General features: G+C 39.6%; 24 protein-coding genes and 1 rRNA gene. 16 read left to right on the top strand and 9 right to left on the bottom strand.

The features are described from left to right. The 8 genes from JI666_RS09020 to dnaA all read right to left on the bottom strand — a co-directional run. A 16S ribosomal RNA gene (locus tag JI666_RS09020) occupies positions 1–72 on the bottom strand; the annotation flags it as partial. A gap of 385 nt (positions 73–457) precedes the next feature. After that, positions 458–3,016, bottom strand: a complete 2,559-nt coding sequence (gyrA, locus tag JI666_RS09015; protein ID WP_206890949.1) for a DNA gyrase subunit A — start codon at positions 3,014–3,016, stop codon at positions 458–460. Positions 3,017–3,173: 157 nt separating this feature from the next. After that, positions 3,174–5,108, bottom strand: a complete 1,935-nt coding sequence (gyrB, locus tag JI666_RS09010; protein ID WP_206890948.1) for a DNA topoisomerase (ATP-hydrolyzing) subunit B — start codon at positions 5,106–5,108, stop codon at positions 3,174–3,176. 70 nt (positions 5,109–5,178) lie between these two features. Then, positions 5,179–5,457 (bottom strand): extracellular matrix regulator RemB, encoded by a 279-nt coding sequence (gene remB / locus JI666_RS09005; RefSeq protein ID WP_136948618.1) that lies wholly within the window; start codon positions 5,455–5,457, stop codon positions 5,179–5,181. A gap of 9 nt (positions 5,458–5,466) precedes the next feature. Beyond that, positions 5,467–6,585 carry a DNA replication/repair protein RecF gene (gene recF / locus JI666_RS09000; RefSeq protein WP_206890947.1) on the bottom strand — a complete coding sequence of 373 codons (1,119 nt, stop codon included), beginning with the start codon at positions 6,583–6,585 and terminating at the stop codon, positions 5,467–5,469. Positions 6,586–6,599: 14 nt separating this feature from the next. Continuing rightward, positions 6,600–6,812, bottom strand: coding sequence for a S4 domain-containing protein YaaA (gene yaaA / locus JI666_RS08995; protein ID WP_206890946.1), 213 nt, complete (start codon positions 6,810–6,812; stop codon positions 6,600–6,602). A gap of 196 nt (positions 6,813–7,008) precedes the next feature. Further along, positions 7,009–8,151 carry a DNA polymerase III subunit beta gene (gene dnaN / locus JI666_RS08990; protein ID WP_136948621.1) on the bottom strand — a complete coding sequence of 381 codons (1,143 nt, stop codon included), beginning with the start codon at positions 8,149–8,151 and terminating at the stop codon, positions 7,009–7,011. A 196-nt stretch (positions 8,152–8,347) separates the two neighbouring features. Then, positions 8,348–9,700, bottom strand: coding sequence for a chromosomal replication initiator protein DnaA (gene dnaA / locus JI666_RS08985; protein WP_206890942.1), 1,353 nt, complete (start codon positions 9,698–9,700; stop codon positions 8,348–8,350). Between the two features lie 641 nt (positions 9,701–10,341). On the opposite strand from dnaA, the gene rpmH reads away from it, so the two are divergent. The 13 genes from rpmH (at position 10,342) to JI666_RS08920 (ending at position 21,718) form a co-directional block, all read left to right on the top strand. Beyond that, positions 10,342–10,476 (top strand): 50S ribosomal protein L34, encoded by a 135-nt coding sequence (gene rpmH / locus JI666_RS08980; protein ID WP_048311109.1) that lies wholly within the window; start codon positions 10,342–10,344, stop codon positions 10,474–10,476. 77 nt (positions 10,477–10,553) lie between these two features. Then, entirely contained in the window at positions 10,554–10,928 is a 375-nt protein-coding gene (rnpA, locus tag JI666_RS08975) for a ribonuclease P protein component (RefSeq protein WP_206890933.1), read from the top strand. After that, positions 10,925–11,146 (top strand): membrane protein insertion efficiency factor YidD, encoded by a 222-nt coding sequence (gene yidD, locus JI666_RS08970; RefSeq protein ID WP_206890931.1) that lies wholly within the window; start codon positions 10,925–10,927, stop codon positions 11,144–11,146. The genes rnpA and yidD overlap by 4 nt, the downstream gene beginning before the upstream one ends. A 59-nt stretch (positions 11,147–11,205) precedes the next feature. Next, on the top strand, positions 11,206–11,973 hold the full coding sequence (gene spoIIIJ / locus JI666_RS08965; protein WP_206890930.1) for a YidC family membrane integrase SpoIIIJ: 768 nt from the start codon (positions 11,206–11,208) through the stop codon (positions 11,971–11,973). Next, positions 11,970–12,590, top strand: coding sequence for an RNA-binding cell elongation regulator Jag/EloR (gene jag, locus JI666_RS08960; RefSeq protein WP_206890928.1), 621 nt, complete (start codon positions 11,970–11,972; stop codon positions 12,588–12,590). Before spoIIIJ ends, jag begins: the two co-directional genes overlap by 4 nt. Before the next feature lie 452 nt (positions 12,591–13,042). After that, on the top strand, positions 13,043–14,419 hold the full coding sequence (gene mnmE / locus JI666_RS08955) for a tRNA uridine-5-carboxymethylaminomethyl(34) synthesis GTPase MnmE (RefSeq protein ID WP_206890926.1): 1,377 nt from the start codon (positions 13,043–13,045) through the stop codon (positions 14,417–14,419). 24 nt (positions 14,420–14,443) lie between these two features. Further along, a complete protein-coding gene (gene mnmG, locus JI666_RS08950; RefSeq protein ID WP_206890919.1) occupies positions 14,444–16,327 on the top strand; it encodes a tRNA uridine-5-carboxymethylaminomethyl(34) synthesis enzyme MnmG in 1,884 nt (627 codons plus the stop codon). A gap of 19 nt (positions 16,328–16,346) precedes the next feature. Then, complete coding sequence (gene rsmG / locus JI666_RS08945; protein WP_206890917.1) at positions 16,347–17,060, top strand: 16S rRNA (guanine(527)-N(7))-methyltransferase RsmG; 714 nt, start codon at positions 16,347–16,349, stop codon at positions 17,058–17,060. A 119-nt stretch (positions 17,061–17,179) separates the two neighbouring features. After that, entirely contained in the window at positions 17,180–18,019 is an 840-nt protein-coding gene (gene noc / locus JI666_RS08940; protein ID WP_206890915.1) for a nucleoid occlusion protein, read from the top strand. 163 nt (positions 18,020–18,182) lie between these two features. Next, positions 18,183–18,944 carry a ParA family protein gene (locus JI666_RS08935; protein ID WP_206890913.1) on the top strand — a complete coding sequence of 254 codons (762 nt, stop codon included), beginning with the start codon at positions 18,183–18,185 and terminating at the stop codon, positions 18,942–18,944. Beyond that, positions 18,937–19,782 carry a ParB/RepB/Spo0J family partition protein gene (locus JI666_RS08930; protein ID WP_206890912.1) on the top strand — a complete coding sequence of 282 codons (846 nt, stop codon included), beginning with the start codon at positions 18,937–18,939 and terminating at the stop codon, positions 19,780–19,782. The genes JI666_RS08935 and JI666_RS08930 overlap by 8 nt, the downstream gene beginning before the upstream one ends. 59 nt (positions 19,783–19,841) lie before the next feature. Further along, positions 19,842–20,990: an aminotransferase class V-fold PLP-dependent enzyme gene (locus tag JI666_RS08925; RefSeq protein ID WP_206890911.1), complete on the top strand. Its 1,149-nt coding sequence runs from the start codon at positions 19,842–19,844 to the stop codon at positions 20,988–20,990. An 11-nt stretch (positions 20,991–21,001) separates the two neighbouring features. Next, positions 21,002–21,718, top strand: coding sequence for a DUF554 domain-containing protein (locus JI666_RS08920; protein ID WP_206890910.1), 717 nt, complete (start codon positions 21,002–21,004; stop codon positions 21,716–21,718). A 48-nt stretch (positions 21,719–21,766) separates the two neighbouring features. Here the strand turns inward: JI666_RS08920 and yyaC are convergent, their stop codons facing one another. Then, positions 21,767–22,396, bottom strand: coding sequence for a spore protease YyaC (yyaC, locus tag JI666_RS08915; RefSeq protein WP_206890907.1), 630 nt, complete (start codon positions 22,394–22,396; stop codon positions 21,767–21,769). 129 nt (positions 22,397–22,525) lie between these two features. Here yyaC and JI666_RS08910 point away from each other — a divergent pair, with 129 nt between their 5' ends. The 3 genes from JI666_RS08910 to JI666_RS08900 are packed head-to-tail and all read left to right on the top strand — an operon-like array spanning position 22,526 to position 24,662. Next, positions 22,526–23,548 (top strand): YkvI family membrane protein, encoded by a 1,023-nt coding sequence (locus JI666_RS08910; RefSeq protein ID WP_206890905.1) that lies wholly within the window; start codon positions 22,526–22,528, stop codon positions 23,546–23,548. A 25-nt stretch (positions 23,549–23,573) separates the two neighbouring features. Next, complete coding sequence (locus JI666_RS08905; RefSeq protein WP_206890903.1) at positions 23,574–24,452, top strand: mechanosensitive ion channel family protein; 879 nt, start codon at positions 23,574–23,576, stop codon at positions 24,450–24,452. Positions 24,453–24,464: 12 nt separating this feature from the next. After that, positions 24,465–24,662 carry a DUF951 domain-containing protein gene (locus JI666_RS08900; RefSeq protein ID WP_136948638.1) on the top strand — a complete coding sequence of 66 codons (198 nt, stop codon included), beginning with the start codon at positions 24,465–24,467 and terminating at the stop codon, positions 24,660–24,662. The last annotated feature ends 36 nt before the right edge of the window (positions 24,663–24,698 follow it).

Raw genomic sequence — 24,698 nt, 5'->3', positions numbered from 1 at the left:
TCTCCGCTCGACTTGCATGTATTAGGCACGCCGCCAGCGTTCGTCCTGAGCCAGGATCAAACTCTCCGATAGAAAGCTTAATCTAGCTTTTAAAACAATGTTTTGTTTCCGTAGAAACAACTACTTACATGGCGTTTCGTTCAGTTTTCAAAGATCAATTTATTTCTTTCAATGTCGTTTTCAGCGACTTTATTAATATATCATATTAACTCAGTTGGCGTCAACAACTTTTTAAATTCTTTTTTGCCTGTCAACCATTTCGTAACGGCGACTTAAATAATATATCATGTATGCTATTATCTCGTCAACACTTTTTAATGAGTTTTTTAAAACCAATTCAAGAAAGTTTTGGAGACACCGTCAAAGCGACGGAATTACATCTTATCATTCTGAATCTCTACTTGCAATAGAAAAACAAAAAAAGAAGAGGATTTCTCCTCTTCCCTTTCTAACAGCCTTATTCTTCGTCATTTGAATCGTTAGTTTCTTCATCACCAGGGGTTTCTTCAGCTTCTACATCGATGATCTCTTCTGCACCAACTTCTTCAGTAGCTGCATCTTCATCATTGTCTTCGCCTTCAATTCCCTCTTCATTAATTTCTACTTTCGCTACAGTGGCAACAGAGTCACCTTCACCTATCCGTATTAATCTCACACCCTGTGTGTTTCTTCCGGTTTGTGAAATATCTTGAACATCAATACGGATAATAACTCCGCTTTCTGTGATAATCATACACTCTTCTTCAAGAGTAACCGTCTTAAGCGCAGTTAGTATACCGTTACGCTCTGTGAGGTTACACGTTTTGATTCCTTTACCGCCTCTAGTTTGAACACGGTACTCTTCGATAGGTGTACGTTTACCGAATCCTTTATCAGTTACAATCAGCACGTCCTGGTCTTCTTCTAGAATACCAATGCCTACAACCTGGTCGTTCTCTTGAAGAGAGATACCCTTAACACCAGTAGCTGTTCGACCCATAGATCGGACATCTTCTTCATGGAATCGAATGGCCATCCCCTGTTTTGTTCCCATGATAAGCTCTTTTGATCCATTAGTAAGACGAACACCCATTAGCTCATCATCTTCTTTGAAGTTGATTGCAATTAAGCCACCTTTACGAATATTTGCAAACGCAGATAATGGTGACCGCTTTACAACCCCTTGTTTCGTTGCAAAGAAAACGAACCAATCATCAACGAATTCTTCTATTGGAATAATAGCAGTAATGTATTCATCCTTCTCAATTTGAAGAAGGTTAATAATTGGAATTCCTTTTGCCGTACGGCTCAACTCAGGAACTTCATAGCCTTTAAGTCTGTATACCTTCCCTTTATTCGTAAAGAAGAGAATCGTATTGTGTGTAAGAGTGGTAAACAAATGTTCCACGAAGTCTCCGTCGTTTGTTCCCATTCCCTGTATACCACGACCACCGCGCTTTTGGCTACGATACGTATCAATTGGAAGACGCTTAATATAACCTTTGTGCGTTAAAGTAATAACAATATTCTGTTTTGGTATTAGATCTTCATCTTCAATCATGTCGAAACCAACAGTAATCTCAGTACGACGTTTATCTGCGAACCTTTCTTTCACTTCAGTCAACTCTTCGCGAATGATTTCAAGAACTTTCTCATCATCAGCAAGAATAGCTTTCAGTTCAGCGATTCGCTTCATTAACTCTTGATATTCTGATTCAATCTTATCCCGCTCTAGTCCTGTAAGGCGCTGAAGACGCATATCTAGAATAGCCTGAGACTGATCGTAGCTAAGAGAGAACTTTGTCATGAGTCCTTCTCTAGCAATATCTGTTGTTTCAGATGCTCTGATTAATTTAATAACTTCATCTAAATGATCAAGCGCAATACGTAAACCTTCTAATATATGTGCTCTTGCTTCTGCTTTATTAAGCTCAAACTGCGTTCTTCTTCTAATAACTACTTTCTGATGCTCTAGATAATGTTCAAGACACTCTTTAAGCGTTAGCACTTTAGGTTGTCCGTCTACTAAAGCTAGAGTGTTAATACCAAAGCTCGTTTGCAATGCAGTTTGTTTATACAAATTATTTAATAGAACATTTGCATTTGCATCTTTACGAACTTCAATAACGACACGCATACCATTACGATCGGATTCATCACGAAGATCAGTAATTCCCTCAATCTTTTTATCGCGAACAAGCTCTGCAATCTTTTCAACAAGGCGTGCTTTGTTAACTTGATAAGGAAGTTCAGATACAATTATTGTTTTCTTACCGTTGCTATGTTCTTCAATCTCAGCTTTTGCACGTTGGATAATAGATCCTCGTCCAGTAGTGTAAGCTTTGCGAATGCCTTCTCGTCCAAGAATTTCAGCTGCAGTTGGGAAATCTGGTCCAGGAATAAACTCCATCAATTCTGGAATCGTAATGTCAGGATTCACACTTAACTCAAGAATACCCTCAATGACTTCTCCTAGATTATGAGGTGGAATATTAGTGGCCATTCCTACAGCGATCCCCGATGCACCATTTACGAGAAGGTTTGGAAATCTCGCTGGAAGCACGATTGGTTCTCTTTCAGAACCATCATAGTTATCTTGATAATCAATGGTGTCTTTATTGATGTCTCGTACCATTTCCATTGCGATCTTTGACATTCTTGCTTCTGTGTAACGCATCGCAGCTGCTGAGTCACCATCAATTGACCCAAAGTTACCGTGTCCGTCTATTAACATATTGCGATAGCTGAAGTCCTGCGCCATGCGCACCATTGTATCGTAAACAGCAGAGTCACCGTGTGGGTGATACTTACCGATAACTTCGCCGACAATACGTGCAGACTTCTTATATGCTTTATCAGAAGTCATTCCTAGATCATTCATGGCATACAAAATACGACGGTGTACAGGTTTTAACCCATCTCGCACATCAGGAAGGGCACGACTCACAATAACGCTCATCGCATAGTCCATGAAGGAGGTGCGCATTTCCTGACTAATATTTATCTCTTTAACTCTCGATCTTTCCATATCAGACATACGGAAAACCTCCAATTATACTCTTGTTCATCTCTTAACAATAGGTCGTTGGGTTATATGAATGAACCTATTCTAGAAGGAAACATCCAATCTAGCACCATCGACTTTTCACCCATTAACAGCAGAAAAGGGGGATTGCCCCCCTTAACACTTATTCTTAAACATCCAGGTTCTTTACGTAATGGGCGTTATCTTGAATAAAGTTACGTCTCGGTTCTACTCGATCTCCCATTAACATATCAAAAACTTCATCTGCTTCAATGGCGTCCTGCAGTTCGACCTGCAGCACTGTACGCGACTCAGGATCCATTGTGGTTTCCCATAGCTGAGTCGGGTTCATCTCACCTAGACCTTTGTATCGTTGGATACCTGGTTTAGGGTTCTTCGGTATTTCATCAAGTATAATATCAAGCTCTCGGTCATTATAAGCATACGTCACTTTTTTACCTTGTGAGATCTTATAAAGAGGCGGCTGAGCAATATAGACATAGCCATTCTCAATCAATGGACGCATATAGCGATAGAAGAACGTTAGAAGCAATGTTCTAATGTGGGCACCATCAACGTCTGCATCAGTCATGATAATTAGCTTATGGTAGCGCGCTTTTGATAAATCAAAATCTTCACCGATACCTGTTCCTAGTGCTGTAATGATCGCACGTATTTCATTGTTTGAAAGGATTTTATCAAGTCGAGCCTTTTCAACATTCAGGATTTTACCTTTGAGTGGTAGAATAGCCTGAAAATGACGATCTCGTCCTTGCTTTGCAGAACCACCAGCTGAGTCACCCTCAACGATATATAGTTCTGAGATAGATGCATCTTTAGATGAGCAGTCTGCTAACTTACCAGGCAGTGCACTTACTTCAAGAGCACCCTTTCTTCTTGTAAGTTCTCTTGCTTTCTTTGCGGCAGCTCTTGCTCGAGAAGCCATAAGACCTTTTTCGACAATCTGTTTAGCGACAAGTGGATTCTCGAAAAGGAACATAGAGAATTTTTCACCAAAGATTGATTCTGTGATTGTACGAGCTTCCGCATTTCCAAGTTTCGTCTTTGTTTGACCCTCAAACTGTGGATCTGGATGCTTAATAGAAATGATAGCCGTTAATCCTTCTCGTACATCATCACCGGTTAAGTTAGGATCACTTTCACGGAATAGACTATTCTTTCTAGCATAATCATTAATAACACGCGTAAGAGCTGTTTTGAAACCATACTCATGGCTTCCACCTTCGTGGGTATTAATGTTGTTTGCAAATGAATAGATATTACTAGCAAAACCATCATTGTACTGAACGGCAATCTCAACAGATATGCCTTCTCGTTCACCTTCAACGAAAATAGGTTCTTCATGCAGCGCTTCACGAGTTCTATTCAGATGCTCAACGTATGATTTAATACCACCTTCGTAATGGTATTCATTACGTTTTTTCTCTTCTGGACGCTTATCCTGTGCAACAATTTTGATGCCTCTGTTTAAGAAAGCTAGTTCTCTTAAACGGTGTGCAAGGATATCGAATTCATATTCAATGGTCTCAGTGAAGATCTCGGTATCGGGGATGAAATGAATTGTTGTTCCTGTAATGTCACTTTCCCCAACAACTTTAAGGTCTTCATCAGGTACACCGCGCGTATAGCTTTGGTAGTAAACGTTCCCTTCACGTTCAACTGTAATTTCTAATTTAGAAGAGAGGGCGTTAACGACTGAGGCACCAACACCGTGCAGTCCGCCGGATACTTTATACCCTCCGCCACCGAACTTACCGCCTGCATGCAGTACGGTCATAATAACCTCTACTGCAGGGCGACCCATTTTCTCTTGAATACCAACTGGAATCCCACGTCCGTTATCTTCAACGGTAATGCTGTTGTCCTTCTCAATACTAACGGTAATCTGTGAACAGTAACCTGCTAATGCTTCATCAATACTGTTATCGACAATTTCCCAGACTAGATGATGCAGTCCACGGCTACTCGTAGAACCGATGTACATTCCCGGACGCTTCCTAACAGCCTCTAGACCTTCAAGGACCTGAATCTGACTTTCATCATAGCTTTCTCTTTCTTTATTAGACTGTTGTTCTAATGTCATAATGTTCACCTACATTTCTCTATCAAAGATAGACTCAATCCAGTTTGCTGCATGACAGCCATTCTGGTTTTTAAGATGATTCTCCATTTATCGTTGTTTCAACACTGTCTGATACTGTATAAGCTCGTCTTTTCAGTGTAAGGGAAGATAAAGGGGACAAATAAACCGTGTCAGTAGTAATTACGATCGATTTGGTTAAGTCACCGCCGATATCTTCAACTAGCTTGTCTTTCTGATGGCGATACAAAAATTCACTCGTAATTTCTGCTTCCTCCATAACCTGCCAATCAAATATGCCGACGACATCTCTCGATTGAACGACAACGTCCTCTCCTAAGTGTATAAACACCACTTCACCTCATTTCACCTTTTCAATTAGACCAGCCTGAACTTGAAAAGTTGTTGCTTTCTCAAGTGTTTCATGATTAATCCCTTCAACGCTCGTCGTTGTAACAAAGGTTTGAACTTTCCCTTGAATTGTATTTAAAAGATGCGACTGTCTGAAATCATCTAATTCTGACAGTACGTCATCGAGTAGAAGCAATGGGTATTCGCCTACTTCACTATGAATCAATTCAATCTCAGCAAGCTTAAGCGATAAAGCAGTTGTACGCTGTTGTCCTTGCGATCCATACGTCTGAACATTTTTTCCGTTTACAAAAAACGACAAATCATCGCGATGGGGACCCGCAAGCGTCACGCCACGCTCAACTTCTTTCTCTTTAATTTTATCAAACTTTTGCTTATATCCATCTACTATTTTCGACAAATCTGTTGGTTCTGATACCTCAACTGTAGGATTATAATGGATCTCGAGTTTTTCAAGTCCTCTACTGATCCCATAATGAATCGGTTCAGCCCATTTCTGAAGGAGTTGAACGAATCGAACTCTACGTATATAGATATTCGCTGCTGCTTCAATCAATTGTTCGGTCAAAATGTCTAACATCACATAATCCGGTGTTTTTTGATAACGAAGAGTTTTCAACAGACTATTTCTTTGCTGTAGAAGCTTCAAATATCGGCCAAGATAATACAGATAGACTGGTTGTACCTGGCCAATTTCAATATCAATAAACCGCCGACGCACACCCGGATTCCCTTTAACAAGGTTGAGATCCTCTGGCGCGAACATGACAACATTTAATGCACCGATGTAATTACTGAGCTTCTGTTGTTCCAATTGATTTAACTTGGCTTTTTTACCTTTATGGGAAATAACCAGTTGGAGGGAAAGGGGACCGTTTCGCTTTTCTATTCTACCTTCTATTTTAGCATATTCCTCGTCCCAATTGATTAATTCTTTATCTCGTGGCGTACGATGGGATCTGGCCATAGCAAGTACATAGATGGCTTCCATGATGTTTGTTTTGCCCTGGGCATTTTCCCCAAGAAAAACGTTGACGTTATTTTCAAACTGAAGCTCCTGCTTACCGTAATTTCGATAATTGGTAACTTTTAATGTGTTTAGATGCAACGGGAAACCCCCATTCAGCTAGATACAACAAACTCCCCGACTCCAGGAATCATAATTTCATCCTGATTAACTAATTTTCTGCCACGTCGGTCTTCCAATTCTCCGTTTACATAGACCTCATACTCTGACAGAAACCACTTTGCCATACCGCCTGTATTAATTACTCCCACTTCTTGAAGAAGTTGTCCAAGAGTAATGTATTCTTTTATTAATTTAATTTCATTCATTCTCGTTCACCTCATTCTCCTTCTATCCAACTTCACTAAATCGAATCTGAAGGATGACAATAGTTTATTATACCTCTTTTTCCCCTAAAACGCATGAGTATTAGGACGAAAAGTTTCAAAAGCTTTACGAAAAAGAGAAAGCCGCTGGAAGTAAACTCCTCAGCAGCTTAATATTATTCGTTTTTGCTAGTAAATTTTAATAAGTGCGGACCGGTAAAATCAACTGCATAATGGCAGCACCTTCAATTGGTTTAATTAAGAATGGTCGCATGGCTCCAGTGAAGCTGATATTTACTTCGTTAGAATCCATTGATCTTAACGCATCCATCATATACTTCGCACTGAATGAGATCTTGAGCTCTTCTCCATCAAATGAATGTGATTGAACTTGTTCAATAACTTTCCCGATCTCCGGTGAGTTTGATGAGATTTCCAAAGTAGAATCTTCAATGCTTGCAAGTTTAACCACATTGTTTCTTCCTTCGCGAGCAAGAACTGACGCACGGTCAATCGCTTGTAAAAGTTCTTTAGCTGAAACCGTAACGTTTGTTTTGCTATCGTTTGGAATCAGACGGCTTGTATCAGGATAATTTCCGTCAAGAAGTCTTGAAAAGAATAAGATGTGCTTTGATTTAAAGAGAATTTGATTCTCCGTCACCGTAATATCCACAAGCTCTTCATTGTCATCAATGATCTTAGATAGTTCACTTAAGCTTTTACCAGGAATCACAACATTGGAAAATGAAAGCTCGTTATTATTCGGTTCAACCTTAACAGTTCGAAGTGCAAGTCTATGACTATCTGTAGCAGTACAGTTTAACTCGCCATCTTCAAGCTTCCAGTTTACACCTGTTAACACCGGTCGAGTTTCTGAAGTAGAAACAGCAAAAACAGTTTGTCTAATAATGTTTTTAAGAAGATCTGCCTGTATTTGAAAACCTTCCTGTGCTTCTACTTCTGGTAGACGTGGATATTCTTCAGGATCTAATCCATTTAGATTAAATTCCGAAGAACCAGAACGAATTCTAGTTGTTAGACTATCAAATACTTCTACTTCAACCTGATCACCAGGTAATTTCTTCACAATATCTGAGAAGAAGCGCGCTTGAAGGACGATACTTCCCATCTTAGAAATTTCAACGATTTGTTTATCATTTTCCTCTGAGGGAATGAAACATTCGATCGAAATGTCAGAATCACTGCCTGTAAGAGTTACCCCTTCATCACTCGCAACAATTTTGATGCCCGTTAGAATAGGAATTGTTGTTCTTGAAGATACAGCTTTCATTACATCAGATACGCTTGAAACAAGATGGTCTCTTTCAATTGTGAAACGCATAATTAACCTCCTAAATAAATGACCCTAATAATATATTTATTACTTAAAAAAAGTCGTAGTCTTACTAGTAGGGGCTGTGAATGTGTGGATAAGTGTTCACGAACCCATGATGCTGTTAATATCCACCTGTGGATAGTGTGTGAGTAACTATTGATAATTGTACACACTCTATTAACTAATATCCACAAAAAGAAGATTAACCATTTTTTAGTTGTTCCACAATATCTTGCACTTTTTTCTGAAGTTCTTGATCAGAATCAACCAATTTTGAGATTTTCTCATGAGCATGGATAACGGTTGTGTGATCTCGTCCCCCAAACTCCTCCCCAATCTTAGGAAGTGAGAAATCTGTAAGCTCTCTTGAAAGATACATCGCAATCTGGCGAGGGAATGCTACAGATTTGGTTCTTTTCTTAGCTGCAAAATCCTCAAGCTTTACAGAATAGTGATCACCAATAACGGTTTGGATATCATGGATGGTAATAACTCTTGGTTTAGAAGAAGGAATAATGTTCTTCAATGCTTCCGCTGCAAGATCTGCGTTCATATCTTGATTGATTAAAGAGGAATAGGCTACAACTCTAATTAGTGCACCTTCAAGCTCTCGTATATTCGTATCAATCTGATTAGCAATGTACAGCATAACCTCATTTGGAATGTCTAATCCCTCAGCTTTTGCCTTCTTTCGAAGAATCGCAATCCTTGTTTCAAGATCAGGAGGCGTGATATCCGTAATTAAACCCCACTCGAAACGTGAGCGTAAACGATCTTCCAAAGTTGGAATCTCTTTAGGTGGTCGATCACTTGAGATTACAATCTGTTTACTTTCTTCATGAAGTGCATTAAACGTATGGAAAAACTCTTCTTGTGTTTGTTCTTTTCCAGCTAGAAATTGAATATCATCGATTAATAGCACGTCTACATTTCGATATTTGTTGCGGAAATTGACGGTTTTATTGTCACGAATTGAGTTAATAAACTCATTCGTGAATTTTTCAGATGATAAATAGACTACTTTTGCATTCGGATTATGCTCAATTACATAGTGTCCAATCGCATGCATTAAGTGAGTTTTCCCAAGTCCTACTCCCCCATAAATAAAGAGTGGATTATAGGCTTTCGCTGGTGCTTCAGCTACTGCAAGAGAAGCGGCATGCGCAAAGCGGTTTCCCGATCCAATAACAAAAGTGTCAAAAGTATATTTAGAGTTAAGCACGCTTTGTGGGTGCTCTTCCTGCGCTGGATTAGCCTTTGGTTTTTTCTTCATAGACTGTTCGATATCAAGGTCAGTATCTGACTGATTCTGCGGAATAATAAACTTTGCTCTTAATTCACTACCTGTTAGTTCCAGAAGTGTCTCGGTAATTAAACTTGAATATCTGGACTCGAGCCAGTCTCGTGCGAACTCGTTGGGTGCAGTAATGATAATGGTGTTGCCTTCCATTCTGTTTGCTGAAGTTGATTTCAACCACGTTTCAAAACTGGGTTTACTTAATTTTTTTTCGATTTCTGATAAGGCTTGCTGCCAGAGATCCGTGATGTTATCCAACGAAGTCCCTCCTTTTGTTCCCAAAATAAAAACAGGCTGTAACCGCTGACGATATTCGCCTAATATGCCAACGTACAACCTTTGTATAACCGTTTGAATATTCATTAATAATTATACTGTCCACAAAATCGAAGTGAATCATATAATATAGAAGAAAGTCGAATTATCGACTGAGTTCACAGGGTTGTGGACGTAGGCGTAAACACCCCTTAATAACTGTCCACATATTTATCCACAGACTGTGGACTGTTAATAACGCGCATATTCTTATTCACGAGTTAAAACACAAATATCATAACAAATGAATGGCGTGATTGCAATGATTTTGGGGAAGTTATCCACAGAGCGCATATCTTGTGGACTCGATTTGTCCACAGCACTAGATTTTGTGTAGAACCTGTCGATAAGTGGTGTGCATAACTGAAAAATGTCGAAAAAAGTTATCCACACGCGTTTTTTGGAGTTTCGTTATTCAATGGTTGTTCAAATTCTAGTAGTCTGGTTGTTAGATCAGAGAGAGAAACTTCGCAAGCAAAAGGTACTAAAGTGAATTTACGAAGAAACTTGACAATTAGTACCCTTCTTTCTTATAATTACTTGGACTGTCTTTATACAGTTTATCCTCAGGGAGGTGTAATATAATGAAAAGAACGTTTCAACCAAACACACGTAAACGTAAAAAAGTTCACGGTTTTCGTGCACGTATGAGCTCAGCTAACGGACGTAAAGTTCTAGCTCGTCGTCGCCGTAAAGGTAGAAAAGTATTGTCTGCATAGACCACTGATCATCAGTGGTCTTTTTTTAAGATAAGGTTTATAATGTGCTTATCCAAGTAACACTGGGAGTGTGCGGATTGAATAGCAACTACCGGATTAAAAAGAATTCTGAGTTTCAGAACGTATTTAAAAACGGAAGCTCAACTGCAAATAGACAATTTGTTGTGTATGTTTTAAAGCGAAATGATCAACCTCAATTTAGACTTGGCCTTTCAGTAAGTAAGCGAATTGGAAATGCTGTGACGAGAAATCGCGTAAAGCGACTTGTTCGCGAATCATTTCATCAGCTAACTGATCAAATCAAGTTTCCTTATGATTTTGTCGTTATTGCTCGAAAACCTACATCTGATATGACTTTTGAAGAGGTAAAAGGCAGTTTAAAACATGTACTCAACCGGGCCCATGTTTTAAGAGGTATTAAACACGGTGGAAAAGGAAGGGATGTTAAATGAAAAAACTGGCAATGATGCTAATCCGCGTCTACCAGAAATTCATTTCGCCTTTAACTCCTCCATCGTGTCGTTTTTACCCATCGTGTTCTCATTACAGTTTCGAATCATATCAAAATCATGGTTTTTTAAAAGGAACATGGCTGACGGTTAGAAGAATTTCGAAATGCCATCCATTTCATCCTGGGGGATTTGATCCTGTGCCAGAAAGAAAGAAATAGTGATGTTGCTTTTACTTACATATATAGATGTTTAGATATGATTGCAAGGAGGATGAAGCGTGAGGAAAAAAATAACCCTCGCATTTCTATTAATTGGTCTTATTGCAGTGCTATCAGGCTGTAATGTAAATGAACCAATTGATGCAGAAAGCACTGGATTCTGGAGTGTATATATCGTATATCCACTTTCCGTAACATTAACATTTTTCGCTAATTTAACTGGTGATGGGAATTATGGACTGTCTATTATGATTGTTACAATCTTAATTCGACTTCTATTACTTCCATTAATGATTAAACAAACCAAAAGTTCGAAAGCAATGCAGGAACTGCAGCCACAAATGCAGAAACTTAAAGAAAAATACAGCAGTAAAGACCAGAAGACGCAGCAGCAACTTCAGCAAGAAACAATGCAGCTCTTTCAACAAAATGGAGTTAATCCACTTGCAGGCTGTTTACCAATCCTGGTTCAAATGCCGATTCTATTAGGTTTTTACCATGCTATTATGCGTACTCAAGCAATTGAAACACATAATTTCCTCTGGTTTAGCCTAGGTTCTCCAGATATTATCCTGGCCTTGACTGCAGGTCTTACAACATTTATTCAACAAAAAATTATGATGGGTAGCGGTGGAGCAGTACAGCCTCAAATGAAAATGCTCCTATATGTTATGCCGATTATGATTATTGTATTTGCTATCAACTTCCCTGCAGCACTTGCGCTTTACTGGGTAGTAGGTAACATTTTTATGATTGCACAAACTTACTTTATTACGAAGCCTGCCACTAAAACCGCTGATTCGGATACGGGGGGAACGAAAAAGTGAGAAGCGTTACGGTAACGGGGAAAACGATTGAAGAGGCCATGAAAGATGCGCTGAATCAAATCGGAACTGTTCAAGAGAATGTTGATATTGAAGTGCTAGATGAACCTAAAAAAGGATTTTTAGGTTTTGGAGGAAAGCCAGCCCGCATTAAAGTAACTATAAAACGAGACGTCATGGAGCAAACAAGTACTTTTCTACAAGAAGTCATTAGCAACATGGGTGTTGAAGCCAGAATAGAAGGTAGAAGGGAAGATCGAGACCTTTACTTTACACTTTCTGGCGAGAAAATAGCGATTTTGATAGGGAAACGTGGCCAAACTCTTAATTCACTGCAATATTTAACGAATCTTGCCGCAAATCGATTTTCTGACCGATTTGTTCGTGTCGTTCTCGATGCAGAGAATTACCGAGAAAGACGAGAAGAGACGTTAAAAAAACTCGCTGATCGTCTTGCGGACAAAGCGATGGTTACGAAAAGGGACATACAGCTAGAACCGATGCCGTCGCTTGAACGAAAAGTTATCCATCTTTATTTGAAAGACAAGAAGGGGATATCTACTCACTCTGATGGAAATGATCCACATCGTCGTGTGGTAATCGTTCCACGTAATAAATAACGTTAAACCTTCGGGCATATGCCCGGAGGTTTTTTTGAGGAAAAAGAAGATGGATTCTACTTTCTTTTAGGCTCTTTTATAAAAGATTGTTGCTTTCGAAAGAATGTTAGTATAGAAAACCAAGCTTAGCTAATTGGAGCGGAAGGAGGCTCACAGCCCGCCCCGCAGAAAGCGATCATCCTAGAGCGGAAATTAACCCACACTTACAACACCATTGTTTAAGAAAAGAGCCTGTAATCTAGACAAAAAAGGTTCATCTACCGCTGGGCATACTTATTTCTTTTTTAATGAAAATGGGTTACACTAAAAGGTATTGTGGATTAGTCTGTCATGTTATCAGATGGAGTTATCCACTGTGGATAATTGGTTAAACTAATACTAGCATTCTTTATATATAAGAAAGTTGTTAATAGATAGAACACGATTTGTTTGAATAAGAGAGGTGAATACAAGTGGAATATGAAACAATTGCCGCGATATCGACTCCAATGGGAGAAGGAGCGATTGCGATTGTCCGTCTAAGCGGTTCAGAAGCGGTGGAGATTGCAGATCGATTGTATAAAGGGAAACAAACACTGAACTCAGTGGATTCTCACACCATTCATTATGGTCATCTTATTGATCCTGATACAGATGAAGTAGCAGAGGAAGTTATGGTTTCTCTCATGAGAGGTCCTCGAACATTTACAAGAGAAGACATTGTTGAAATTAACTGTCATGGTGGACTTGTATCAGTTAATAGGGTTCTTGAGCTTGTTCTAAGAAGTGGAGCTCGTCTTGCAGAACCGGGTGAGTTTACAAAACGAGCATTTCTTAACGGTAGAATTGATTTATCACAGGCAGAGGCAGTGATTGATCTCATTCGAGCTAAAACCGATCGAGCGATGAATGTAGCATTAAATCAAATGGAAGGTCGACTTTCGACGCTTATTGCTAACCTTAGACAGCAATTGCTAGAAACGGTAGCGCATGTAGAGGTTAATATTGACTACCCGGAGTATGATGCTGAAGAAATGACGCAGAATTTGTTAACAAACCAGTTAAAAGAAGTAGAAGAAGAAATTAAAAGCATTCTGGTCACAGCAAGGCAGGGTAAGATCCTACGTGAAGGACTTTCTACTGTTATTGTAGGAAGACCTAACGTTGGAAAGTCTTCTTTGTTAAATAGTCTTGTTCATGAAAACAAAGCCATCGTGACAGATGTACCTGGGACGACGCGCGACGTTATCGAGGAATATGTTAATGTAAGGGGCGTGCCGCTCAGACTAGTTGATACAGCTGGTATTCGTGAAACTGAGGATCTTGTCGAACGAATTGGCGTTGAGCGGTCGCGTGAACGATTAAAACAAGCGGATCTCATCCTACTTGTTCTTAACTATAACGATGAGCTAACCGATGAAGATAAAAAGCTATTCGAAGCTGTTGAAGGTATGGATGTTATCGTCATTGTTAATAAAACCGATCTTGATGAGAAACTTGATTTATCAAAAGTGAAAAAGTTAGCAGAAGAACATCCAATGATTACAACTTCGCTAAAGAATGAACAGGGAGTTGATGAGCTCGAGAAGTCTATTTCGGAGCTTTTCTTTGCTGGTTCAGTGGAATCACAAGATTTAACGTACGTATCAAATTCTAGACACATTGCGTTGCTTGAACAGTCACGTAAGACACTTGAAGATGCATTAGATGCTGTAGAAGCAGGCATGCCAGTTGATATGGTACAAATTGATATTACAAGGACTTGGGAGCTTCTAGGTGAAATCATTGGTGATACTGTTTCAGATAGCTTAATTGATCAGTTATTCTCGCAGTTCTGTCTTGGGAAATAAGTAGATTAAAGGAGGAATACGGCAATGGGTTACAAAGCCGATTCTTATGATGTTATTGTTGTCGGAGCAGGTCATGCCGGTGTAGAAGCGGGTCTTGCTTCAGCTAGAATGGGTGCTAAAACACTCATGCTCACACTTAATTTGGATTCTGTCGCATTTATGCCATGTAATCCAAGTGTAGGGGGTCCTGCAAAAGGAATTGTTGTGCGGGAAATCGATGCACTAGGTGGAGCAATGGGAAGAAATATAGATAAAACGCATATTCAAATGCGAATGTTAAATACAGGTAAAGGTCCTGCTGTACGTGCACTGCGTGCACAGGCTGATAAAGTGCTGTATCAAAGTGAAATGAAGAAAACCATTGAAGAACAAGACAACCTCACGCTTTTGCAGGGGATGGTTGAGAAACTTATTGTAGAAGATGGTGTCTGCAAAGGAGTTATTACGAAGACTGGTGCAGAATTCGAAGCGAAATCTGTTGTACTCACAACGGGAACATTCATGCGAGGCCGCGTAATTATAGGGGATCTTTCTTATGAAAGTGGACCGAATAACATGCAGCCTTCTGTTAACCTGTCTCACCACTTGGAAGAGCTAGGCTTTGAAATGGTTCGTTTTAAGACAGGAACACCGCCACGTGTGAACAATAAATCAATCGATTATAGCAAAACTGAAATACAGCCAGGTGATGAAAAACCTCGTGCCTTCTCATATGAAACAACAGAGTTTATTACAGATCAGCTTCCTTGCTGGTTAACGTATACCGGGGAAGAAACGCATAAGCTCATTAATGATAACCTTCATCGCTCTCCGATGTATTCAGGCATGATTGAAGGAACAGGGCCACGTTACTGCCCATCGATTGAAGATAAAATTGTTCGCTTTAATGATAAGCCGCGTCATCAGATCTTTCTTGAACCAGAAGGACGTAATACTAAAGAAGTCTATGTGCAGGGGCTTTCAACAAGTCTTCCTGAAGACTTGCAGCAGCAAATTCTTAAAACAGTACCTGGTCTTGAAAACGTTGAAATGATGCGTGCAGGTTATGCAATCGAATATGACGTTGTTGTGCCTACTCAATTGTGGCCTTCGCTTGAAACGAAAACAGTGAAAAATCTCTTTACTGCAGGACAGTTAAACGGGACTTCAGGTTATGAAGAAGCTGCTGGTCAAGGCATTATGTCTGGTATTAACGCTGCAAGGAATGCACAGGAGCGTGAAGCGGTGATACTTGATCGCTCTCAAGGATACATTGGAGTCATGATTGATGACCTTGTTACAAAAGGAACGAATGAGCCGTATCGTCTATTAACATCACGCGCAGAATATCGTTTGCTACTTCGTCATGATAATGCAGACTTAAGATTAACTGAGCTTGGTTACGAGATAGGTATGATTCCTAAAGAACGCTATGATCGTTTTCTTGCTAAGAAAGAAATGATTGAGCAAGAAATGAAGCGTCTTGAGAAGATTGTCATCAAACCGAGCGATAAGGTAAATGCTGTTCTTCCAGAGAATAGTACTGAATTGAAAGAAGCGATGCACGCGGCTAATCTCTTAAAGAGACCGGAAGTAACGTATCAGGAGATTCATCAACTTGCACCTGCTGACTTTGACATTCCAGAAGATGTGGCTGAACAAGTTGAAATTCAGATTAAATACAGTGGCTATATTAACAAAAGCCTTCAGCAAGTTGAGCGTATGAAGAGAATGGATGAGAAGAAAATTCCTGATGGCATTGATTATCATGCGATTGGTGGACTTGCAACTGAAGCAAAGCAGAAGCTTGATGAAGTTCGTCCACTTTCCATCGGTCAAGCATCTCGTGTTTCAGGAGTGAACCCTGCAGATGTTTCTATTCTGCTTGTATATATTGAACAAGGTAAGATCGCAAAAATTGCAAAATAATGTTTAAAGCGGAGGGGCTATGAACGAACAACAGTTTCAGGAGTTGCTAATGGAGAAAGGAATTACTCTTTCTCCCCTGCAGCTTCAACAATTTCAAACATACTACGAAGTTTTAGTTGAATGGAACGAGAAAATGAATCTGACGGCCATTACAGAAAAAGAAGAAGTGTATGAAAAGCATTTCTTTGATTCCATCATGTCCGCGTTCTCATTTGATTTCTCTTCTAATTATCATATTTGTGATGTAGGAGCTGGAGCCGGATTTCCAAGTCTTCCGATTAAAATTTGCTTTCCACATTTGAAAATCACCATTGTCGATTCGCTTAACAAACGAATAGGCTTTCTGGAAAATCTTTCTTCAGAACTAAATTTAGAAAATGTGTCCTTCTTTCACGATCGTGCAGAATTATTTGGTAAAAACAAATTTCATCGTGAATCGTATGATGTTGTGACAGCGAGAGCGGTAGCACGTATGTCGGTTCTTGGGGAGTTATGTCTGCCTCTAGTGAAACAGAATGGTTATTTCGTTGCTTTAAAAGGTCCTAATGTCGAAGAAGAACTCGATACAGGCAAGCAGGCAATTAAGATGCTTGGGGGAGAAGTAGAGAAACTTGATACGCTCACCCTTCCAGGTGAAAAAAGTGAGCGAAACATCGTAACGATTAAAAAAGTCAAAACAACTCCAAAGAAATATCCAAGAAAGCCAGGCACACCAAATAAAAATCCTTTATAATAGAAATGGACTGCATTTGAACGGATGATTGTTTCACATGGAACGCTCGCTATGACAGAAGGATTTTCGTTTTAGAGCAGCGAATCAGTTAAGGAATCGATTAAAGGTGGTGTTAGGCGATGAAGCATACGTTTTCACGTCTTTTCGGTTTGAACGATGAGAAAAACGAGACGATGGAAGCAGAACAAGAAGAGGTGAAACAACTTCTTGTTGAGGAAATTATTCCGAACCGTTTCCAGCCTCGAACAATTTTTATAGATGAGAGAATTGCTGAACTATCTCAAACAATTAAAACTCATGGTATAATTCAGCCAATTGTGGTGAGAGAGCGCGATGGTAAGTACGAAATTATTGCCGGGGAACGACGTTGGAGAGCTGTTAAAAAGCTTGGATGGGAACGAATCCCTGCAATTATCAAGGAATTTAATGATTCACAAACGGCATCGATTGCCCTTATAGAAAACCTTCAACGGGAAGAGCTAACTGCAGTTGAGGAAGCCATGGCTTATGCACAGCTTATTGAACTTCATGATTTAACTCAAGAAAGCCTTGCACAACGTCTTGGTAAGGGACAATCTACCATTGCTAATAAGCTCAGACTTTTGAAGCTACCTGAACCTGTGCAACAAGCTCTTCTTCAGAAGCAAATTACAGAGCGACATGCTCGAGCTTTAATACCTCTCAAAAATCCAGAGAATCAAGTGAAATTACTTGCAGAAGTGCTTGAAAGACAATGGAATGTTAAGCAGACTGAAGAACGTGTTGTTCGTATGCTTGAAGGCACTGCGCCAAAACCGAAGCCTAGAAAGAAATCAGTTAGTAAGGATATGCGTTTAGCTGTGAATACGATTCGTCAATCTCTTGATATGGTAACTGAAACCGGTTTGTTGATTGATACAGATGAAGAGGATCATGATGAATATTATCAATTCACTATTCGCATCCCTAAAAAGAAGTGAAACTCATCCATATCGGATGAGTTTTTTTATGGGTGGAATCAATAAATAGTAGCTTGAAATAGAGTAATGCAGAATATGGAAAATTTAATAAAAGAACATCTAATTATTTTTAAACATGATAAAATGAGAGAAAGAATGGCTGTTTAAGAGAGTGGGTGACATCTTGGCGAATATCATTGCTGTAGCGAATCAAAAAGGCGGTGTGGGGAAGACAACAACGTCTGTAAACGTAAGTGCATGTCTCGCATATCTTGGAAAGAAAGTACTGCTCGTTGATATTGATCCGCAGGGAAATGCAACAAGCGGTGTAGGAATAGAAAAAGGGGATATTGAACATTGTGTCTATAATATTCTAGTCGATGATCGAGATGCAGAAGAAATTATTCAGGAGACAATTGTTGAAAATCTCTATGTTATTCCATCGACGATCCAACTTGCTGGTGCAGAAATTGAGCTTGTCCCAACCATTTCCCGGGAAGTAAGATTAAAAAGGGCTCTCATGAAAGTGGAAAAAGACTTTGACTATATTATAATAGATTGTCCTCCTTCCCTAGGATTGTTAACAATCAATTCTCTCACTGCTGCTGATGCAGTGCTTATTCCTGTTCAATGTGAATACTATGCACTAGAAGGTTTGAGCCAGTTGCTTAATACCGTGCGTCTAGTTCAAAAACATTTAAACACGAACTTGGAAATTGAAGGAGTTCTTCTCACGATGCTTGATGCTAGAACGAATCTTGGCATTCAGGTAATAGAGGAAGTGAAGAAGTATTTTCAAGAAAAAGTATATCGATCGATCATTCCACGTAATGTGCGATTAGGTGAGGCACCAAGCCATGGGAAGCCAATTATCGTATATGATCCAAAATCTCGAGGAGCAGAAGTATATTTAGAACTTGCAAAGGAAGTGTTAGGCAATGACTAATCGCGGATTAGGAAAGGGAATCAATGCATTTTTCCCTTCTCAGAAAGAGGACGAGTCAGTCAAAGAAATTCCGGTAAAAGAATTGCGTCCTAACCCCTACCAACCGCGAAAGGTTTTTAACGCTGAAGCGATAGAAGAATTAAGTACTTCAATCAAAACATTCGGTGTGCTTCAGCCATTGATTGTAAGACAGAGTATTAAAGGGTATGAAATTGTAGTAGGGGAACGACGATACAGAGCTTCTTTAGAAGCAGGATTAAAAACAGTTCCAGCTGTCGTAAAAGAATTAACCGATAGAAAGATGATGGAGATTGCGCTCATTGAAAACCTTCAGCGTGAGAACTTAAATCCAATTGAAGAGGCGATTGCCTATCAGAAATTGATGAAGGAAACGGACGTTACCCAGGAGGAACTATCCAGCCGTCTTGGTAAAAGTCGTTCCCATCTCGCTAACTTTCTTCGACTGCTCCAACTTCCAGATGAGATACAAGAGTACATATCAGAAGGTAAGCTGACAATGGGGCATGGTCGTGCCATCCTTGGGTTAAAGAAGAAGGAAGCAAGAACAGCTCTTGCAGATCGAGTATTGAAAGAGAAGATGAACGTTAGACAGTTGGAACAATTAATCACTCAACTAAATCAAGACGTTTCACGTGAAACAAAAAAGGTAGATAAACCAGATCCATTTTTGAAAGCGAAGGAATATAGTCTTCGAGAGCGATTTGGAACGTCAGTATCAATTAAAAAATCAAAGAAAAAAGGCAAAATTGAGATTGAATTCTTTTCAGAAGAGGATTTAAATCGTATTCTAGAAGTGCTGGAAAAAGAAGATAATTAACAAAAGCATAAGCTGAACTCAGTTTATGCTTTTTATAAAGAATAAATTGAGGTGTTAACGTGATTTATCTTGATCAAGCTGCATCATCTTTTCCGAAGCCAGTTGAAGTTATTCAGGCAATGACTGAGGTCATGACAGAATATGCCGCCAATCCAGGTCGAGGTGGCCATGCGTTGTCTATGCGAGCAAGCAGCGTTATTGATCGTACGAGACTAGAAATGGCCAGCTTTTTCGGTTTTGATCATTCAGATCGTGTTTGTTTCACATCGAATGCAACTGCTGCATTAAATCAGGCCATTAAAGGTTTCCCATTTGAAAAAGGGGATCATGTACTAACTACTTCATACGAACACAATTCGGTTCGACGCCCACTTGAATATCTTAAAAAAACAAAAGGGATTGAAGTTGATTACTTCAATACAGGTAAAACGGAAGTGTTTGATTTAGAAGCTTTCCGGAAGAAGATAACACCTTACACGAAACTAATTGCTGTTTCACACGGTTCGAATTTAACTGGAAAAATCGTTCCAATTGAATTAATTGGTGAATTGGCACGAGAAAAAGGCATTCCTTTTCTTGTAGATGCAGCACAAACAGCTGGTATTCTACCTATCCATATGAATCAAATGAACATTGATCTACTCGCATTCCCTGGTCATAAAGGGTTACTTGGTCCTCAGGGAACTGGCGTGCTAATTGTAGGACAAGGTATCGAATTAACACCCATTCATCATGGAGGTACTGGGAGCAGCTCAGAGCTGATTGATCAGCCAGACTCTCTTCCAGAGCGTCTTGAAAGTGGGACGTTGAATACTCCTGGAATTGCTGGGTTATTGGCGGGTCTGACTGCTATAAAAGCAATGGGAATTGATACTATACATGCTCACGAAAAACGATTAACGGAAATGCTTATTGATGGTTTAGAGAAGATTCAATTTGTTAATGTATATGGTCCAGCAACTGAAAGACTTGGTGTTGTTCCTTTCACAATTGAAGGTATTGATAGTCAGGAAATCGCCATTATTCTTGATCAACATTATGAAATAGCGGTTCGCGCAGGTCTTCATTGTACCCCTCTTGGACATGAAACAATTGGAACAAGTAGTCATGGTACAGTAAGGGTGAGTGTAGGGCCTTATAATACTAAAGAAGAGATTCGCAGGGTAATCCAAGCGATTGAGGAAATTGTGGATGGGTACTTTGGCTAAGGAGAGGTAACATGGTGTTCTTAGGAACGGTCGTAAATGGCGCAGCGATAGTAGTAGGCACATTAATTGGAACGATAAGTAGTAAAATCCCAGATCGCATGAAAACAACAATCATGCAAGGATTAGCGCTCGTTGTGGCCGTTATCGGACTACAAATGGCAATGAAGAGTGAACAGTTTCTTATTGTAATTGGTAGCCTCGTCCTTGGCGGTATACTTGGTGAATACTGGGATCTTGAAGGGAAGCTCAATCAATTGGGAAAGTGGATTGAAAGAAAGACCGGAGCTGCTTCTGAAGGAAGCGTTGCTCAAGCCTTTGTAACCGCTACTCTCGTATATGTTGTAGGTGCAATGGCGATATTGGGTGCGCTTGATAGCGGACTCCGTAATGATCATTCTATTCTTTTTACTAAGTCCCTTATCGATGGTTTTACAGCTATTATGTTTACAGCAACTCTAGGATATGGTGTTTTATTTTCAGCTATTCCTGTGATGATTTATCAGGGAATCATTGCATTATTTGCATCCCAGATTAATCAGTTTGTCCCACAAAGCCTTCTTAATGCTTTTATTGCAGAAGTAACTTCAGCAGGTGGCATTATGATCCTTGCGATTGGGCTCAACTTACTAGGTATTATTAAGATTAGAGTAGCCAACTTTTTACCAGCCTTGTTGATTGCAGCTATTCTTGTTCCATGTGTTTATCTCACACCGACTATCTTTTCATAATTGGGTGACATAAAGAATGCCCCTTCCTATAAACGGAAGGGGCATTCTTTATGGGAGTTGAAGGAGATCGTCACCCCAGTTGCTGACTCTGTTCTTTTCTGAAGGTGTTTTCACTCCATAGGTTTCAATGGAATGGTAGAGGCCATTTGCCATCACATCGGCCATCTTCATAACAAGATTTAATCTTGTGTTCTGTAATACGAAATACTCCATAAATCCACTCACATTAACAATACCAGTTAAGTGAATGTCTCCTACTTCAGGAAGCTCTTTCTTAACACCCGCCCCAGGTTTAACAGGTCCTTCACCAGCAGTAATAATGCCAACCGAATGAAGTCTTCCAAGACAAGCATCAATTCCAATAATAAATGGTTTCGTATGCAGTTGGTTAATCGACGTCATTACATCATTTAAATTTACGGCATGAACAGGTGACTCGAGCGTACCATATACGGTTGCCTTTGGTTGCAACTGCTGCAGTTTGGTTCCAACTAGCGGTCCGAGTGCATCTCCAGTTGAGCGATCCGTCCCGATACAAACAATCACAATTGAATCCATTCTTCGTGCTGGTAATAGAATTGAAAGCCTCTCACTAAGTGTTTTAATAGCAAGAGTATCCTCATGATGGATTCGATACGCAGCAGGCTTTTTTTGAAAAAACTTGTCTCGAAGATTCATAGGATTCTCTCCTTTGTAATAGTAGTAACAGTATACGGAATTCTGATGTGATCTATACATAATCTAGCTATTTTACAAATTGTATTTTCACTTCAAGCGTATAAATGAGTTGGCGAAGGAGGGAATGGCATGTGGAGCGGTGGGTTGAAATGGCTGTTTCTCATATTAGGAACAATGATTGGTGCGGGGTATGCTTCTGGAAGGGAACTCTGGCAATTTTTTGGTCACGAAAGCGTACTGGCTATTATATTATTTACGATCATGTTTAGCATTTGTTGCTATGTCATTATGAAAATAAGTTACGAAACAAAATCCACTCATTACCTTCCAATACTTGAACGATTAGTAGGCAAAAAACTTACGGGTGTCTATGACTTACTTATTATTCTCTATTTATTTACAACAACTATTGTGATGTTTGCTGGCGGTGGGGCAACGATGGAAGTAGTTCATCTGCCATATTGGTCGGGAATTGGAATTCTTGCCATTCTTGTTGTTATTCTTTTCTTTTGGGATATAAATGGCATGTTATCCATGAATGCGATCATCCTTCCTCTACTCATTCTTCTATTGCTTGCAGTTCTTTCTCTGTTTATTTATTCGAGCCCAAAAGCATTGCTGTTTGAATGGACAAAACAGTCCAACTGGCCCGCAGCTTTTACGTTTACAGCTCTTAATATACTGCCTCTCGTAGCAGTACTTTCAGCGGTTGGTCATCAAATCAAACGAAAAGGAGAAATCTGGATTGCGAGTCTAGGTAGTGGTTTGATCTTAGGAGGAGTTTCGTTTCTATATAATCAATCATTAATTCAAGTTGCGCATGATTTACTTGTATATGAAATTCCATTGTTTGCGATCTTAAAAAACTATCCTTACTATATGATTCTAATTATGTCTGTGCTGCTGTGGTCAGCCATCTATACAACGGCTGTCAGTGGCGTATTTGGTCTTACTTCGCGGTTTCGTGATATGCTCGGTCTTCCTTTATGGGTGGTTGCCGTTATTATCGTAACGATCATGCTTCCATTTACGACATTCGGTTTTTCGACGTTAGTTGCTTTTTTATACCCTCTGTATGGGGTGCTCAATCTTTATATTTTAGCATCTATCTTGATTTTCCCAGTTCTAAAAAGGTATGATTTGTTATCATAGCACTATAAACTGGGAGGGATAATGGGTGGATTGGTTTGAGCCTATATACGACTATTTATCTAATCGAGACCTATGGGCAGGTTTGTTAATCAGAACGATTAAGATTATTGCAATTCTATTCGGGACGTGGTTGTTTCTTCGCATTGCAAAATCAGCACTAGGTCAGGTCTTTGCGATTCGTTTAAGAAGTCCGCTTCGCTTATCAGAACGAAGGGAAGCCACACTCATTCGATTAATCGAAAATATCCTAACATACGTTGTTTACTTTATTGCCCTCGTCATGATTTTAAGCGAGTTTGAAGTTGATGTTACCACCTTGATTGCCGGTGCTGGAGTTGTTGGTCTAGCAGTTGGTTTTGGGGCACAGAACCTTGTACGGGATATCATCACAGGGTTCTTTATCATTTTTGAGAAACAATTCTCAGTAGGCGATTATGTTCGTATCTCAGGTATTGAAGGATTCGTGGAAGAGATCGGTTTACGTGTTACGAAGATTAAAAGTTGGACAGGAGAACTCCATATCTTACCGAATGGTAATATAAATCAAGTAACGAACTACTCGATCCATAATAGTATTGCTGTTGTAGACGTGAGTATTGCTTACGAAGAGCAAATTCAAGAAGCTGAAGAAGTGATTATTGAATTAATGGACGAGTTGTATGAAAAGTTCGATGCCATGATTGTAAAACCAGAGTATCTTGGTGTTCAGGATCTTGGTCCATCAGAAGTCGTTCTACGTATCATCTCTGAAGTACAACCAATGGAGCATTGGGTAATCGGTCGAGAAATTCGTAAAGCAGTGAAACAACGACTTGATGAAAGTGGTATCGAAATTCCATTCCCACGTGTTGTCATGTACCAGCGTGACGAACAGGGTGAAGTGAAAGAAAAAGAAAAAGCATAGAGGGGGATCCTTATGTCTGATAAAGAATTTGGTTTAAATGACGTGGTGGAAATGAAAAAGGCTCATCCGTGCGGAGAGAATCGTTGGAAAGTGATTCGAATGGGTGCAGATATTCGTATTAAATGCCTTGGGTGTGAACATAGTGTCATGCTCCCTCGCAAAGAATTTTCTAGAAAACTAAAAAAGGTTCTTGAACACGCTGAGTCGTGACCGTCCAATGAGGGCGGTCTTTTTCATTTGGTACAA

It is taken from the genome of Bacillus sp. NTK071, from assembly GCF_017303315.1.
Taxonomy (GTDB): Bacteria; Bacillota; Bacilli; order Bacillales; family Guptibacillaceae; genus Guptibacillus.
The sequence above is the reverse complement of the archived record's forward strand: the minus strand, read 5'-3'. Positions and strand labels throughout refer to the sequence as shown.